The following is a 15,095-nucleotide window of genomic DNA, read 5'->3' as shown; positions in this document are numbered from 1 at the left end:
CTCAGGTCTCCTGTTTCTTCAGCAGCAGCGCCGAGGCGCCCAGGATGACGGGAATGGCGATCAGCAGCGGCCAGAACGAGCCTTGCAGGTTGGAAAAATCCAGGGCCTTGCTGAAGACGCCGCGGCTGATGGTCAGCATGTGGGTGGCGGGGTAGATCTGCCCGATCAGGCGGCCCGCGCCTTCCAGCGACGACACCGGGTTGAGCAGGCCGGCGAACTGCACCGCGGGCACCAGCGTGCCTATCATGGTGAAGAACAGCGCCGCGATCTGGCTGCGCGTGAAGGTGGAGGCCAAGAGGCCGATGGCAGTGGCCACCACGTTGTAGATCAGGGCGGCCACCAGCAGCGTCAGGAAGCTGCCGGTGATCGGCACCCCGAACAGCGTCACCGCCAGCAACGTCATCAAGAGGAAATTCAGCATGGCCAGCGCCACGTAGGGCGCCTGTTTGCCCAGCAGGAATTCCAGCCGCGTGACGGGCGTGACGTACAGATTGATGATGGAGCCCAGTTCCTTTTCACGCACCACTGCCAGCGCGGTCAGCATCGCCGGCATCATCAGGAGCAGCAGCGGGATCACCGCGGGCACCATGGCGGGCAGGCTGCGCACGTCCGGGTTGTAGCGGAAGCGCGTTTCCACGCTGACCGGCAGGGTTGCGTCCGCGCCCAGACGTTCGCGCGCCTGCTGCATCAGCCAGCCCTGGTGCATGCCCAGCACGTAACCGCGTATGGTTTCGGCGCGCTGCGGCATGGCGCCGTCGATCCAGACGCCGATCTGCGCGCCGTTGCCGCGTTCCGCGTCGCGGGCGAAGCCTTGCGGTATCTCGATGGCCAGCGACAATTCGCCGCTGCGCATGCGTGCGTCCATCTCCTCGTAGCTGGTGATGGGCGGGTGCTCGATGAAGTAGCGCGAGCCCGCAAGATTCAGGCTGTAGTTGTGGCTCAGGCCGGTCTGGTCGCGGTCCATGACCGCGTAGCGCAGGTCCTCCACGTCCATGCTGATGCCGAATCCCATCACGAACATCAGCAGCAGCGACCCGGCCAGGGCCAGCGTGGCGCGCACCGGGTCGCGGCGCAGCTCCAGCGATTCGCGCCACATGTAGCTCAGCATGCGCTGCAGGCTGAAGCCGCGGTGTTCCGGCGCCTCGGCGGGCGCGGGTTCCATGGCTGGCGCGGCTGCGTCGGGCGAGTCTTCCGGCTGGGTGCCGGCGCCCGCATCGATCAAGTAGGCGATGAACGCTTCTTCCAGCGTCTTGGCGCCGCGCATCCGCGTGATCTCATCCGGCGATGCGCTCACCAGCACCTTGCCCGCATGCATCAGCGACATGCGGTCGCAGCGCTGCGCCTCGTTCATGAAGTGGGTGGAAATGAAGATGGTGACCTGGTCGTGGCGCGCCAGCGCGATCAGCAGCCGCCAGAAATTGTCGCGCGCGACCGGGTCCACGCCCGAGGTCGGCTCGTCCAGGATCAGCAGTTCGGGCTTGTGCACCATGGCCACGGCCAGCGATAGCCGCTGGCGCACGCCCATGGGCAGGTTCTCGGGCAAGGTGTCCAGCGCCTCGCCCAGGTCGAAACGCTGCGCCATCTCGTCCACGCGCGCCGGGATTTCGGACTCCGGCACGTGGAACAGGCGCGCATGCAGCACCAGGTTCTGCTTTACGGTCAGTTCCCCATACAGCGAGAACGCCTGCGACATATAGCCCACGCGGCGGCGCGTATCGATGTTGCGGGGATCGACCTCGGCGCCGAACAGCCAGGCCTGGCCCTCGCTGGCGGGCAGCAGGCCCGTCAGCATTTTCATGGTGGTGGACTTGCCGCAGCCGTTGGAGCCCAGGAAGCCGAAGATTTCGCCCTTGCGGATGCGGAAGTTGACGTGATCCACCGCGACGAAGTCGCCAAAGCGCATGGTCAGGTCGCGCGCCTCGATGGCGATCTCGGCGTCGTCGTCGATGGCCAGCGGCATGATCTCCACCGGCTTGTGGCCGCGGCGCTTTTCTTCCGGCAGCAGCGCGATGAAAGCGGCTTCCAGCGAATCCGCACCGGTGCGTTGTTGCAGTTCGGCGGGCGTGCCCGTGGCCAGCACCCGGCCTTCGTCCATGGCGATCAGCCAGTCGAAGCGTTGCGCCTCGTCCATGTAGGCCGTGGCCACGATCACGCTCATGCCGCTGCGTTCGCGGCGGATCTGGTTGATCAGGTCCCAGAACTGCGCGCGCGCCAGCGGGTCCACGCCGGTGGTGGGCTCGTCCAGGATCAGCAGGTCGGGATCATGGATCAGGGCGCAGCACAGGCCCAGCTTCTGCTTCATTCCGCCCGACAGTTTGCCGGCGGGACGCGACAGGAAGGCCGACATGCCAGTGCTGCGGGTCAGGCTGTCGATGCGCCGGCGGCGCTCGGCCTCGTCATGGCCGAACAGGCGGCCGAAGAATTGCAGGTTTTCTTCGACCGACAGCGCGGGGTAGAGGTTCTTGCCCAGGCCCTGCGGCATGTAGGCGATGCGCGGGCAGACGGCGTCGCGGTGGCGGCGGCTGGCCATGTCGCCGTTCAGCACGTCCACGCGGCCTTCCTGCACGGCGCGCGAACCGGCGATCAAGGCCAGCAGGCTGGACTTGCCCACGCCGTCCGGGCCGATCAGCCCGACCATGCGTCCCGCAGGAATGTCCAGCGTGATGCCGTCCAGCGCCACCGTCTTGCCGTAGCGCAGGCTGACGCCGGACAGCGTCACCACGGGGGCGGTGTCCGGGGAGTCCATCAGGGCACCTTGACTTCAAGGTTGGCGGGCCATTGCGCATCGGCGTCGAGCTTCAGCCAGGCCACGCCCGGCAGGCCGGTCTTGACCTGCTTCAGGTGGCGCTGCAGCAGCTCGGGGCTGATCTGGGCCTTGACGCGGAACATCAGCTTTTGCCGTTCGCTGGCGGTCTCCACCGTCTTGGGCGTGAACTGCGCGGTGCTGGCCACGAAGGACACCTGGGCGGGAATGACGTATTGCGGCGCGGCGTCGAGGACGATGCGCACGTCCTGGCCCAACGCCACGCGGCCAGCCGCCTGCTCGGGCAGGAAGAACGTCATGTAGACGTCGGACAGGTCCACCATGTTCAGCACCTTGCCCCCTGCGCCCAGCACTTCGCCGGGCTGTGCCACGCGGTATTGCACGCGGCCGTCGCGCGGCGCGCGCAGCTCGCTGTCGGCGATGTCGGCTTCGATGCGGGCGATGGTGGCCAGCGCGGCGGTGACGGCCGATTGCGCGCCGATCTCGGCGGCGCGCGCGGCGTCGATGGCGGCTTGCGCGGCCTTGACCTGCGCGCGGGCGGCATGCACCGAGGCTTGCGCGCTGCGCACGCGGGCGCGGTCGTCGTCCAGCTCCTGGATGGACGAGGCGCCTTCCTTGGACAGCGTCTCGGAGCGCGCCAGGCGGCGGCGCGCGGCGTCCAGCTCGCTTTCGCGCTGCACCACCACGGCCTCGGCGGCCAGCTTGTCGCTTTCGCGCTGCGCCACTTGCGCGCTGGCGCTGGCCGCGCCGTTGACGGCCTGCTGGTGTTGGGCGCGGGCTTCCTCGCGCTGCGCCTGCAAGGTGTCGATCTGCATGCGCGCCAGCGGCTGTCCAGCGGTGACGAAGTCGCCCTCGACCGCCAGCACCTCCTGCACGCGGCCGGCCAGCTTGGCGGCCACGTCGATTTCGGTGGCTTCGATGCGGCCATTGCCGCTGATGAAGCCTTCGCCCGGACCGCTGTCGGACAACAGCCGCCAGCCGTAGTAGCCGCCAGCGGCGACCGCCAGCGCGATCAGGACAGGGACCAGTTTTTTTGTAGGCAGACGCATTTGGGATCCTTGGTTCTTGGTTTATCGGGGGCTGGCGTCTTGCGCGGCGGCGGCTGCGGTCTGGGGCCCGGCGGGCGCTTGCGTGCCGCCGCCCAGCGCCGCATACAGCCGGACCCGGCTGGACAGCAGCGCACGGCGTGTCTGCGCGAGCTTCTGCTGGGCCGCCAACAGGTCGCGCTGCGCGTCCAGCACCTCCAAATAGGGCGAGGCGCCATGGTCGTAGCGCAGCTGCGCCAGGCGGGCGCGCTCGCTCTGCGCCGCCACGGTGGCGCGCAGCACGTCGACCTGCTCAGCCAGCCAGTAACGGGCGGACAGTGCGTCGGACACGTCCTTGAAGGCGGTCTGTATGGTTTGTTCGTAGGCGGCCACGGCCTGGTCGCGGCGCGCTTCGGTCAGGTCCAGGTTGGAAGAACGGCGGCCGGCGTCGAAGATCGGCAGGCTGATGCTGGGCGCGAAATTCCAGGCGCGGCTGCCGCCCGAGAACAGGCCGTCCAGCTCGCTGCTGGCGGTGCCGAAGGCGCCGGTCAAGGTGATGGTGGGCAGGAAGGCAGCGCGGGCCGCGCCGATGTTGGCGTTGGCGGCCTTGAGCTGGTGCTCGGCGGCGACGATGTCGGGGCGGTTGACCAGCAGGTCCGAGGGCAGGCCGGCCGGTAGTTCGCGCATGACGGAATCATCGTCCAGGTGTGTAGGCAACCTGGGCAGGTTCAGGGGCGCGCCCACCAGCAATTCCAGCGCATTGGCTTGAGCAGCGCGGGTCTGTTCCAGGTCCGCGCCCAGCGCCTTGGCCTGCTGCCATAGCGTCTCGACCTGGGTCAGGTCCAGCTTGGAGATCGCACCTTCTTCGAAACGGCGGCGGAAGATGCGCAGCGACTCTTCGCGCGAAGCGATGGTCTCGCGCGTCAGCGCCAGGCGTTCATCCAGTTCGCGCAGGGACAGGTAGCTGTCCGCCACTTCCGCGATCAGGCTCAGCGTGGCGGCCCGCGCGGCGGCGTCGGAGGCCAGGTAGTTCTGTAATGCGGCGTCCTTCAGGCTGCGCACGCGGCCCCAGAAGTCCAGTTCCCAGCTGGCCATGCCCAGGCCCACCTGATATTGGCTGGAAACCAGCGGCTGCCCCGTCAGGTTCAGGTCGCCCGGCACGCGGGCGCGGGACCCGTCCGCCTGCACGCCTATGGTGGGGAACTGGTCGGCGCGCTGTATGCCATACAGCGCGCGCGCTTCTTCCACGCGCAGCAGGGCGCGGCGCAGATCGCGGTTGTTGGCCAGGGCGCTGGATATCAGCGTTTGCAGCGCCGGGTCCGGGAAGTAAGTGCGCCAGCCGATCTCGGCCGCCGCGGCGGCGCTGGCTGCGGTCGCTTCGGAACCCGGGGCCATATAGGCGGCGGGCACGGGCAGGGCGGGGCGGTTGTAATCGGGCGCCATGGAAACGCAGCCGCTGGCCAGCAGCGTCAGCAAGGCTGCGGGAACGAAGCGCGCGGCGATCGTGGCCGGAAACGGGCGGCGTGTCATGCGGGGTCTCTCCAGCGCGTGGGCCGGGCGCGTCCCTGGGCAGGCAGGCTTGTGGCGCCGCCTTCGGGGCGGACCCGGCACCGGGTTCATGCTTGCAGCTATTGTGCAGTGCGGCGGCTGGGCATTCCTTGATCAGGATCAAAGTAACGACTGACTGGTCGGTTTTTAATGAACCGCACATGCACAGGGAGCAGAGAGATGGTCATGCAGCGCCGTCGTCTTCCTCCAGCGGTGCGGGTCGGGCAGATCCTCGACGCCGCGCTCCAGGAGTTTTCGCAGGCGGGCTATGCCGGCGCCAGGATGGATGACATCGCGCTGCGGGCGGGCCTGTCCAAGGGCGGGCTTTATGCGCATTTCGACAGCAAGGAAGCTGTCTTCGAGGCCTTGCTGGCGCGTCACCTCAGCCCCTCGCGCCTCGACGTGGCCGCGGTGGTGGACGGCGCCGAGTCGCCGCGCCATCTGGCCGAACGCATCGTCAATCATCTCTATGTCAGCCTGGGCAATCCGGCCATGATCAGCACCATGCGGCTGCTGCTGGCCGAAAGCGGCCGCGTGCCGCACCTGGCCGCGCGCTGGCGGCAGGAGACCGCGGAGGCTCACCAGACCGACATCGCGCGGCTGCTGGAGCGCGCGCGGGCCCGCGGCCTGTGCGCGGATTGCGTGGCGCTCGAGCATCCCTGGCTGCTGTTGTCGCCCATCGTGCACACCCTGGTCATGTCCGTGCTGATGGGGCCAGGCGAGCGCATCGACCTGCCCGAGCGGCGCCAGGCGCATGTGGCGCTGATCTGCGAACTTCTGCGGCAGGGATCGGCATGATGGACGGGCGCAGAGTTTCTTGACGCTACGCCCTGCTTGGTGTCCTATCCAGACTGGTCGCGCGGCGGCCATGCACGACCTACGCGGCGAGGTGACATGGCGACATCGGGAGTGACAGGCGACACCCCATCCTGGCGTTATCTGCCGGTGGCCCTGGCATTGATTCTGCCCATCCTGGCCTGCATCGGCTGGACCTGGCTGCTGGCCCACAGCGCGCAGCGGCTCGAAGGCGAGACCGCGGCGCGCATCGTGCGCGCCCAGGCCGAGAGCATCCTCGCGCAGTCCCAGGACATGTTGGGGCGGGTGACGGAGCTTGCGGGCAAGCCCTGCGCCGAGGTGTTGCCTGTGCTGCAGCGCTGGGGCACCTTGAACCCGTACTTCCGTTCCCTGGTCCTGGTCCGCGACAAGCGCGTGTATTGCTCATCGGCCGTGGGAGCGGTGGACGCATCGCTCGACGATTTCGGCAAATGGAAGGTCGACGTGTCGTCGCCGCAATGGCAGACGTCCGTGGCCGGCACGCCGCTGGCGCCCGACCGTCCGGCCATTCTGTTGGGCAAGTCCAGCGCGGACGGCGCCAGCAGCGGCATCGTGGTGGTGGACGGCCGCTACGCGCAGGACCTGGTGAACGCGGTCGCCACCATGGACGACCTGCAATTGGAACTGGTCGTCGGCAAACATGGCGCGCCGATCCGCAGCGACTCCTGGGGCGGCGCGGCGGCGCGCGCGGTGCCGTTGCGCGAGGAGGACGCGCGCGAGGACAGCGCGGCCGGCCTGAGGGTCAGCGTGCTGGCTCCGCCCGAAACCCTGGTGCGCGCATGGTCGCGCTCGATGGCGACGTACCTGCCGGTGGCGCTGCTGCTCGGGCTGGGACTGGCGGTGGGCACGCACCGCCTGCAAGCCAGCAGGCGGTCGTTCAAGGAGCAGTTGCGCCGCGCCATGCGGGCCAACGAGTTCCAGGTGCATTACCAGCCGGTCTATAGCCAGGCCACGGGCCGCTGCGAGGGCGTGGAGGCGCTGATGCGCTGGGAACGGCCGGGCATCGGGCCGGTGCGTCCGGACGTCTTCATCGCCGAGGCCGAGGCCGGGGGCATGATCATCCCCCTGACCCAGCACCTGCTCAAGTTGATCGAACGCGACATGGGCTCGTGGCCCACGCCGCCGGACTTCCACATCGGCGTGAACATCGCGGCCGAGCACCTGTCGAGCGCGGAACTGTTGCCTGACGTCCAGGCTTTCGTGGATCAGGTCGCGGCGCGGCAGCCGCTGGTGGTGCTGGAGATCACCGAACGCAGCCTGATCGCGGACAACGGCCAGGCCCGGCGCAATATCGACGCCCTGCGCGCGCAGGGCGTGCGTGTGGCGATCGACGACTTCGGCACCGGCCACTGTTCGCTGTCTTATCTGCAGAAGTTTCCGGTCGATTACCTGAAAGTCGACCAGGGCTTCGTGCAGGCCATCGGACCCGCGGGCGAAGAGGCGCCGGTGCTGGACGCCATCATCACGCTGGCGCATCGCCTGGGGCTGTCGGTGGTGGCGGAGGGCGTGGAAACGCCGTATCAGTTCGACTACCTGAAGGCGCGCGGCGTGGCGTTCATCCAGGGCTATCTGTTTGCGCGGCCCATGCCGTCGGCCGAGTTGGTGCGCTGGTACGCCGGGCATGAACAGCCCGGCGCGGTTTAGTCCTCAGGCGGTCTTGCCGTTCGGGGCGGCCTTGGCGAAGAACAGGTCGGTGATGCTCTGGCTGTCCATGGGCTCGCCGTTGATGGCGCGGGTCAGCAGCTCGGCGCCCAGCAGTTGCACGGAGAACACCAAGTCGGGATTGACCCGCCGGATCTTCTCCAGGTGCTTGCTGGTGTTGACGAGCGCCACCGTCTTGGCGCCGCTCTCGCCGCATGCTTCCTTCGCGGCCAGCACGATGAACGCGTTCTCGGCATCGTCGTCGCGCAGCGCCAGCACGTAGCGCGCGCGCGTCACGCCCGCATTGTGCAGCACGTCCACGCTGGAAGGATCGCCTTCGATCAGGTCCGTGGCCGCCGGGTATTCCTGCGGCACGCCGGGAGGCACGATGACGGTGACTTCGTCGCCGCGGCGCCGCAGGCCGTCGTAGACGCTCATGGCGATGGGCGTCGCGCCGGCGATGATGATGTGATTTTTGCGCATGGCGGTGGAGAACCTGCCTTTGACCAGCCGTTTCAGATTGCCGCCGATCACCGGCCCGGCGATAGCGCTGATGGAGGTGGCGAAGATGGTGATGCCCAGGATGATAATCGACGCGGTGAACAGCCGCGCGGTGCCGCTGTGCGGGGTGATGTCGCCGTAGCCCACGGTGGACATGGACACGATGGAAAAATAGAGCGCGGTGGTGGCGTCCGTGATGGGCGGGTTGAATTCGTTGCCCAGGTAGAGCGTGCCGAAGACCGCGTAGATCAGCAGCGACAGCATGCTGACCAGGGCGAACAGCGAACCCGCCGTGACGCTGGCCCGGTCGAAGCGGCGCCAGTAGGCGACCAGTGCGATGACGAGCACCAGCGTATAGATCCCCAGGCCGGCGCGGCCGCCGTCGCCCATGATGGCGAAGGTGCCGACGCCAATCAGCAGTACCAGCGAAAACGCCCAGGCGATGCGGGCCTTGAGGATCAGCCCCAACGCAATGATCTGCAGCCCCACCCCCAGCACCAAACGCGGTATCTCCAGCAGGCCGACCACGCGCATGACCTCATGCCAGTTGTCGATGGCGAGCCAGAAACCGTATTCGCGTGCACGCACCTCGCGCAGCACGGGATGCATGAAGGCATAGCCGTCCAGCGCCACCAGGATGGCCAGGCACCAATTGGGCGGAAACAGCGCCAACAGTTTGCGCAGGCGGTGCTTCAGGGGAACGGGCAGTGTGGGCATGGGGTTTGGCGGGAACGGGTCCAGGTCCTTTGCCGGCATTGTAGGGGGCATGCCGCCCTATATCAGATATGTATGGAAGGCTATCAACAAAGAATTACTGGAAACCTGTCCGAGGTCCTAAACTTCGTGCATCAAACGGCTATCCGCGAGGAACGCCGCTGATAAGGGCGGGACGCCCGCTGTTTTACGCAGCGGAGGAATCGCCTGGCGTTGATCACGTTGCAGCTTGTGCCGGGACTAGAGACCCGGTCCAGGTTCACGGTCTGACCGTACGTGAGCAGTATGAGGCACGAATGTTGGAATCGCGTGATCCAGGTAGTAGGCATCAGTGCCGGCTGATGACTCCAGGTTCACGTGTTGTTTTAGCGCGGCGTCTTAACCTTTCGAGGCAGCGCCGCGTTTTTTTCGCCCAGGCCCCTTGCGGGCCAGGCTTCAAGTCGACGCGTTCGCGTCAGCCGTTTCGCGGCGCCAGCCATCCTGGGCCTCCAGCCGGCTCTCTTCCCCCATAACCCGAAAATCCAGGTCCAGCGTGATATCCGCTGCGAACATGTAGCCCCAGCCATGCACGGCGCGGATCGGCAGCGTCATCTGGTTGGCCGTCGCCTTGCGCCGCAAGCGGCTGATCATGACGTCGACGAAGCGGCGCCGCGTGATGCCGTTGTCCGCCTCGTCCACGCCGTCCGCGTAGAAAGCGTCGCGGCTGACCTTGCGGTCAGGGGCGTTCACCAGCCGTGACAGGAAGTCGCGCTCGCCGGTGGTCAGCCCCAGGGTCCGGCCCGTGGGGCTGATCAGGGTCCAGCCCTTGTTCGCCAGGCGCCAGGTCTCGTGCATGGGCTCGTCCGGCCCGTGTCCATCGGACGCCGTATCCGCGCCGTCCAGGCCGACCGCGCGGCGCACCAGCGCCTGCAGCGCCGCCGCCAGTTCCAGGCCCGACACGTCCGGCGGCAGGCAGGCGTCCGCGCCGCAGAGCAGCGTGCGGATGCGGCTTTCGGCGTCGGCGAAAGTGGCGATGGCGACGATGCCCAGGCCGCGGTCGATCGCGCGCAGCCGAACCGCGGCATTGTGGATGTCGGGCAGCGGCGCTTTCAGCACCACCAGCGGGCAGGGGCGGCGGGAGTATCTGTCGTAGACGTCGGCCAGGTCGTGGCAGCGACGGACGTTGAAACCCAGGTGGGCAAGGGCTTCGATGAGTCCGGCATGCCTGGCATCGTCGTGGCCCAGAAAGATGACATCCAGCGTGTTGTTCATTGATGCTTCCAATGAGGAAACGGGGCATGACGGCTGTGCCTGATGCCTAGGCCTGGCGCTGCGAGTCATGCCCGTCTCCCTGTGCTGCGCGCCGGGGCGCGAGAGCGCCGGGCGGTGTTGTTCGGATGGGCGCGAGGCCGGGGGGATTGCCCCTGGTTTCGTGCTTTCGCCGATGGCCGCCCATGCTTCGATGCTGCTTGGAAGTCACGCCCGTGTTTCATTTAAACACGGGCGTGTTTTTTTGTGAAGATACGTATCTGTAGTTTCTGACAGTAACAGAAAGCGCGGGCGCAGCGCTATGGAAACGCTGGAAATTGTGGTCGGGTTCGGGAATTCGGTGTTAACTCATTATGTATCGCCGATACATTATTTTCCATTTTGAATACTCTAACCGCCATAAACTCGCGCAAGTTTTTCTTGGCGAGGCGCCGCCGTGCAGATCGCAGCCGCTGCGCGGAGATACCGGTGCGGCCGGGCAAGCCGATGATAGATATGATTTTTTTAGGGCGCATGGGCCCTTTGCAAAGCGTCTGGCGCGTGCGCCGGCAGCTGGTTGGCGCGATTTACGGATTAGCCCCGCAATTGGGGTTTAATCCGTTTGTTTGGCGCCAGTGCCGGGATGTTTTAATCAAATAAATAAATTCTTATTAATGTCTCGGGTTGATCGAGTGGACACGTTTAGCCATCGTCTGCGCAACGCAAGAATGCTTCAGGGATGGACTCAAAAGGACTTGGCGGCCGCGAGCAACCTGTCGCAAAGCGCTATCGGCAACTACGAAAGCGGGCAGCGCCGGCGGCCGTCGAGCGATGCCCTGATCAAGCTGACCCGCGCGCTGTGCGTCCATCCCATGTGGCTCAGCACCGGCGAAGGGCCGATGTCGAATCCCGATGCCGGCGCCAGCCAGGCAGACGCGGAGCGCGTGGCGCTGCCCGCCGCCTGGCCGTTCGAAACCATCTCCTATGCCACCTATGCGCGCCTGAGTTCGCAGGAAAAGCGGCAGATCGAACAGGTGCTGGCCGCCTACATCAAGGCACGCGGCGAATAGACCCGAGGGGCTGCGCGGGCGCGCTGGCAGGACGCCGCCGGGAGCCGGCCGCGGGCGCCAACGCATCGTCGTCGGTGCGCAGGCGGCTGCGCAGGCGTTCCACGGGATCCGCAATCACGCTGTTGAGCAGGGCCGAGAATGCAATGGTGCTCGTGATCACCAGGGCCGAGAACAGCAGCGGCTGATCCAGGTGCGCTTCTTCAAGCATCCACTTGAAGAACATGATCACCAGCGAATGGCAGATGTAGATCGGGTAGCTCAGCTCGCCTATCGCCTTGTCCAGCCTGTGGCGCGACTGGAACAGGAAGGCCAGCGGCAACAGCGCCACGAACAGCAGCACGGCCAGGCCATCGCGCACGTTGTGGTTCATGGCGATCGAGAAGTGCAGCACACAGTAGGCCGCCAGCACGGCCGTGCCGATCTCGGGCAGGCGCTTGACGCGCTGCGTCCAAGCCTTGTAGCGCGGCAACAGCACCTGGTGCGACAGCGAACCGAGCAGGAACAGCGCCAGTTCCGTCGGAAAGAAGCGGTAGGTCCAGGGGTCGCTCAAGCCTATGCCGGTGGCGATAAGCACGCCGCGCAGCGCCAATGATGCAGCCAGCAAGGCCAGCAGCCGCCGCGGCGAATGCAGGATGAAGGGAGCGACCAGATAGAAGCTCATCTCCACGCCCAGCGTCCAGGCCTGCGGCACCAGCAAGCCTTCATAGAGCGGCACTTCGCTATGCGCGAAGCTGCCGGTGAACGCCAGCGCGGAATGCTCGATGCCGAAGAACATGAGCCAGTCCTGGCCCATGATGAAAATGTTGGAGAGCACCAGGAATAGCTCGGCGCTGAAAGGCAGGGCATCGTAGATGCGGAAGAATGCGCCGCCGCTCATCACGTGCGCCGCAAGCGTCAGCGCGGCGACCGCAAGATAGATCGGGAACAGGCGCAGGAAGCGGTTTGCATAGAACTTGCCCACCGCGCCTTGATAGTGATCGGTGGCGGTGAGCACATAGGAAATCAGAAAGCCCGAAATGACGTAGAACAGCTGTACCGCGAGGCGGCCGCCTACCAGGTGATCGGTGGCGCCTGCGCCCAAATGGTCCAGCACCACTGACAATGCCAACAAGGTTCTCAAAAAGCCCATCGCCGTGTCTCCCCGGATTGATCTTATTTTTGGCTCCCTTGAGGAGCCGGACACCTGCGCCTGCGGTCGTTGCGATCGGCGTCCGTACCCTTGCGTGCCGGCCTGGCCCGGATGGCGATCTGTACTGATTCTGCGCGTCGACATGCGCCGCCGCCATGGGGCGTTCGATGCAGCAAGGCCATGCAATTGGAGCGTGGCGCCAGCTCGCCGTGCTGCTTTTGGATACCGCTTATGGGCTGAGGACGCGCGTGCTAGGCCACAAGGCCGGTTACAGTCGGGGTATGTGAAATTGATGGAGTTCCGTACATGCCTAAGCTCTTGTCCACGCGCTGCCGCTTGCTTGGCCCGGCCCTGCTGGCCGCGGCCCTGGCCGGCTGCGCAGGAACGACCGGAGGCGCGCGCCCGCAAGGCGCCGCCGCGGCCAATGCCGCCAGCAGCGCGGATTCGCTGGCCCAGACCAGTTGGGAACTGGTGCGCTGGACGCAGGCGGGTGGCGCGCTGCGCGACATTCCGCACGGCGACAACGGCGAACCCGTGCGCCTGACCTTCCTGGCGCAGGGCAAGCAATACCGCGTCAACGGTTTTGCCGGCTGCAACCGCTACATGGGCACGTACAAGCTCGAAGGCGGCAAGCTCTACATCGATGCCCCGGCCGCCACGCGCATGGCCTGCCCCGCGCCTGAACGCGCCCGCCTGGAGGCGGACTATCTGCGCGGCCTGAGCGCCATTGACACGTTCACGTTGGACAACGGCGGGGCGCCGCGGCATCTGACCTTCAACCTGCGCGGCGGCGACGTGCTGGAATTCGTGCGCCGGCAAGATCCGCCCACGCCCTGACGTGGCCGGCGCAGCGCGTATCAAAGAGTGTTAAGCCGTGAAAAGCGGTGCCGGAGCCAGCCTACAATGGCGTGGTCCGGCCCGCCGCCACGCGCGGGCCTGGCATTCCTCGTTTTTCCGGGAGACTCTCATGCCCTTTGCCGCGTTCCTGCGCTGGCTTGCGCCTTGCCTGTTGTCCATTGGACTGGCCGCCTGCTCTTCACCGCCCCAGCGCGCCGCGGATGGACAGGATCCCCGCTTCCAGCCGGCCTCCGTCTCCGACATGCTGGCCCAGACCAGTTGGGACCTGGCGCGCTGGACCTTGCCGGGCGGCGGCTTGCGGCAGATTCCGCATCCGTCTTCCAATTCGCGTCCGCTCACGGCCAGCTTCATCCATGACCAGGGCTCGCCGCGTATTTCCGGCTTTTCCGGCTGCAATCAGTACAACGGTTCCTATACCGTCGCCAACGGTCTTCTGATCGTGCAGGGACGTCCGGTGTCGACCATGATGGCCTGCGCGCCGCAGAACATGAAACTGGAGCAGGACTTCCTGGCCGCGCTGACCAGCATCACCGCCACGTCGGTGGACAACGCCAATAATCCGCAGCGCATGACCTGGGTGCTCAGCTCGGGCGACAGGCTGGACTTCGGGCGTCGCACCGATCCCATCGCGGGCGGTCAGCAGGGGCCGACCAAACTGGTCTACGTGAACTCGGAGCGCGTGCCCTGCACCGCTGGCGCGGGCCGCGCCATGTGCTACCAGGTGCGCGACGGCGCGGGCCAGCCCTGGCAGCTCTGGTACGGTGAAATTACGGGTTTCAACTTCCAGCCTGGCGTGCGCTACCGCTTGCGCGTGGTCGAGGTCCGCAACCCGAATCCGCCGGCCGACGCGTCGACGCTGAACTGGGTGCTGGACGCCGTGGTCGAGCAGGAAATCGTCAATCGTTGAGCGGGATCAAGCGGGGCGGCGGACGGGGAAAACCGTCCAGCGTTTACTATTACGCCTTTCGCCGCCCGCTTTTTTCCGCTTTTCCATGACTGCCGTCGTAAATATCGCCGCTTACAAATTCGTTTCGCTGGATGCCCTGCCGGCGTTGCGCGCCCGCCTTCTGGATGAGGCCGGCGTGGCCGGGCTCAAGGGCACCATCCTGTTGGCCGAAGAGGGCATCAATCTGTTCCTGGCGGGGGCGGCGGACGGCATCGACGCCTTCCTGCGCACGCTGCGCGCCGATCCGCGCTTTGCCGATCTGGAAGTGAAGTTCAGCCACAGCGACACCGTGCCGTTCCGCAAGCTGCTGGTGAAGATCAAACGCGAGATCATCCGCATGGACCACCCGGCGATCCGCCCCGAGGCAGGCCGCGCGCCCGGCGTGGACGCGCGCACGCTGGCGCGCTGGCTGGAAGCCGGCGTGGACGACGCCGGACGGCCCGTGGTCATGCTGGACACGCGCAACGCCTTCGAGGTCGACGAAGGCACCTTCAAGAATGCCATCGACTGGCGCATCGAGCGCTTTACGCAGTTTCCCGCGGCGGTGCAGGCGCACCGGGCGGAATTCGAGGGCAAGACGGTGGTCAGTTTCTGCACCGGCGGAATCCGCTGCGAGAAGGCCGCCATCTACATGAACGAAGTCGGCATTCAGAACGTCTACCAGCTAGACGGCGGCATCCTCAAGTACTTCGAGGAAACCGGCGGCCCGGGCTATGACGGCAAGTGCTTCGTCTTCGACGAGCGCATTTCGCTGGATCCGGCGCTGGCGCCCAGCAAGGCGTAAACGCAGAACTCCAATGACAAAGAGCCCGCATCAGCGGGCTCTTTGCATTCAGCG

At 66.4% G+C, this 15,095-nt stretch carries 12 protein-coding genes; 6 read left to right on the top strand and 6 right to left on the bottom strand.

Annotated features, from left to right (window positions below; genetic code table 11):
• Position 1 precedes the first annotated feature (1 nt).
• The 3 genes from rbbA to AXYL_RS28025 are packed head-to-tail and all read right to left on the bottom strand — an operon-like array spanning position 2 to position 5,319.
• Positions 2–2,746 carry a ribosome-associated ATPase/putative transporter RbbA gene (rbbA, locus tag AXYL_RS28035; RefSeq protein WP_013396260.1) on the bottom strand — a complete coding sequence of 915 codons (2,745 nt, stop codon included), beginning with the start codon at positions 2,744–2,746 and terminating at the stop codon, positions 2–4.
• Positions 2,746–3,813 (bottom strand): HlyD family secretion protein, encoded by a 1,068-nt coding sequence (locus tag AXYL_RS28030; protein ID WP_013396259.1) that lies wholly within the window; start codon positions 3,811–3,813, stop codon positions 2,746–2,748. Before AXYL_RS28030 ends, rbbA begins: the two co-directional genes overlap by 1 nt.
• Before the next feature lie 21 nt (positions 3,814–3,834).
• On the bottom strand, positions 3,835–5,319 hold the full coding sequence (locus AXYL_RS28025) for an efflux transporter outer membrane subunit (RefSeq protein WP_013396258.1): 1,485 nt from the start codon (positions 5,317–5,319) through the stop codon (positions 3,835–3,837).
• Positions 5,320–5,517: 198 nt separating this feature from the next.
• On the opposite strand from AXYL_RS28025, the gene AXYL_RS28020 reads away from it, so the two are divergent.
• Both AXYL_RS28020 and AXYL_RS28015 read left to right on the top strand, forming a co-directional pair.
• Entirely contained in the window at positions 5,518–6,135 is a 618-nt protein-coding gene (locus AXYL_RS28020; RefSeq protein WP_013396257.1) for a TetR/AcrR family transcriptional regulator, read from the top strand.
• Positions 6,136–6,231: 96 nt separating this feature from the next.
• Positions 6,232–7,815: an EAL domain-containing protein gene (locus AXYL_RS28015; RefSeq protein ID WP_013396256.1), complete on the top strand. Its 1,584-nt coding sequence runs from the start codon at positions 6,232–6,234 to the stop codon at positions 7,813–7,815.
• Positions 7,816–7,818: 3 nt separating this feature from the next.
• On the opposite strand, the gene kch is transcribed toward AXYL_RS28015, so the two are convergent.
• Together kch and AXYL_RS28005 are read right to left on the bottom strand one after the other, a co-directional pair.
• Complete coding sequence (gene kch / locus AXYL_RS28010) at positions 7,819–9,030, bottom strand: voltage-gated potassium channel protein (protein WP_041654366.1); 1,212 nt, start codon at positions 9,028–9,030, stop codon at positions 7,819–7,821.
• A gap of 432 nt (positions 9,031–9,462) precedes the next feature.
• Positions 9,463–10,278, bottom strand: coding sequence for a winged helix-turn-helix domain-containing protein (locus AXYL_RS28005; RefSeq protein ID WP_013396254.1), 816 nt, complete (start codon positions 10,276–10,278; stop codon positions 9,463–9,465).
• A gap of 704 nt (positions 10,279–10,982) precedes the next feature.
• Between AXYL_RS28005 and AXYL_RS28000 the strand changes: the two genes are divergently transcribed.
• Positions 10,983–11,324, top strand: coding sequence for a helix-turn-helix domain-containing protein (locus AXYL_RS28000; RefSeq protein ID WP_013396253.1), 342 nt, complete (start codon positions 10,983–10,985; stop codon positions 11,322–11,324).
• On the opposite strand, the gene AXYL_RS27995 is transcribed toward AXYL_RS28000, so the two are convergent.
• Positions 11,305–12,435 carry an acyltransferase family protein gene (locus tag AXYL_RS27995; RefSeq protein ID WP_237709946.1) on the bottom strand — a complete coding sequence of 377 codons (1,131 nt, stop codon included), beginning with the start codon at positions 12,433–12,435 and terminating at the stop codon, positions 11,305–11,307. The two genes, AXYL_RS28000 and AXYL_RS27995, sit on opposite strands and share 20 nt — an antisense overlap.
• A 324-nt stretch (positions 12,436–12,759) precedes the next feature.
• On the opposite strand from AXYL_RS27995, the gene AXYL_RS27990 reads away from it, so the two are divergent.
• The 3 genes from AXYL_RS27990 (at position 12,760) to AXYL_RS27980 (ending at position 15,041) form a co-directional block, all read left to right on the top strand.
• Positions 12,760–13,290, top strand: coding sequence for an META domain-containing protein (locus AXYL_RS27990; protein WP_013396251.1), 531 nt, complete (start codon positions 12,760–12,762; stop codon positions 13,288–13,290).
• Between the two features lie 130 nt (positions 13,291–13,420).
• Positions 13,421–14,218: an META and DUF4377 domain-containing protein gene (locus AXYL_RS27985; RefSeq protein ID WP_013396250.1), complete on the top strand. Its 798-nt coding sequence runs from the start codon at positions 13,421–13,423 to the stop codon at positions 14,216–14,218.
• An 85-nt stretch (positions 14,219–14,303) separates the two neighbouring features.
• Positions 14,304–15,041 (top strand): sulfurtransferase, encoded by a 738-nt coding sequence (locus AXYL_RS27980; protein ID WP_013396249.1) that lies wholly within the window; start codon positions 14,304–14,306, stop codon positions 15,039–15,041.
• Positions 15,042–15,095 lie beyond the last annotated feature (54 nt).

It is taken from the genome of Achromobacter xylosoxidans A8 (assembly GCF_000165835.1).
Lineage (GTDB): Bacteria > Pseudomonadota > Gammaproteobacteria > Burkholderiales > Burkholderiaceae_B > Achromobacter > Achromobacter xylosoxidans_B.
The sequence above is the reverse complement of the archived record's forward strand: the minus strand, read 5'-3'. Positions and strand labels throughout refer to the sequence as shown.

Bases quoted from the DNA above. Each gene is read 5' to 3' on its own strand.
- rbbA (WP_013396260.1), bottom strand. From the start codon at position 2,746: ATGGACTCCCCGGACACCGCCCCCGTGGTGACGCTGTCCGGCGTCAGC.
- AXYL_RS28030 (WP_013396259.1), bottom strand. From the start codon at position 3,813: ATGCGTCTGCCTACAAAAAAACTGGTCCCTGTCCTGATCGCGCTGGCG.
- AXYL_RS28025 (WP_013396258.1), bottom strand. From the start codon at position 5,319: ATGACACGCCGCCCGTTTCCGGCCACGATCGCCGCGCGCTTCGTTCCC.
- AXYL_RS28020 (WP_013396257.1), top strand. From the start codon at position 5,518: ATGGTCATGCAGCGCCGTCGTCTTCCTCCAGCGGTGCGGGTCGGGCAG.
- AXYL_RS28015 (WP_013396256.1), top strand. From the start codon at position 6,232: ATGGCGACATCGGGAGTGACAGGCGACACCCCATCCTGGCGTTATCTG.
- kch (WP_041654366.1), bottom strand. From the start codon at position 9,030: ATGCCCACACTGCCCGTTCCCCTGAAGCACCGCCTGCGCAAACTGTTG.
- AXYL_RS28005 (WP_013396254.1), bottom strand. From the start codon at position 10,278: ATGAACAACACGCTGGATGTCATCTTTCTGGGCCACGACGATGCCAGG.
- AXYL_RS28000 (WP_013396253.1), top strand. From the start codon at position 10,983: ATGCTTCAGGGATGGACTCAAAAGGACTTGGCGGCCGCGAGCAACCTG.
- AXYL_RS27990 (WP_013396251.1), top strand. From the start codon at position 12,760: ATGCCTAAGCTCTTGTCCACGCGCTGCCGCTTGCTTGGCCCGGCCCTG.
- AXYL_RS27985 (WP_013396250.1), top strand. From the start codon at position 13,421: ATGCCCTTTGCCGCGTTCCTGCGCTGGCTTGCGCCTTGCCTGTTGTCC.
- AXYL_RS27980 (WP_013396249.1), top strand. From the start codon at position 14,304: ATGACTGCCGTCGTAAATATCGCCGCTTACAAATTCGTTTCGCTGGAT.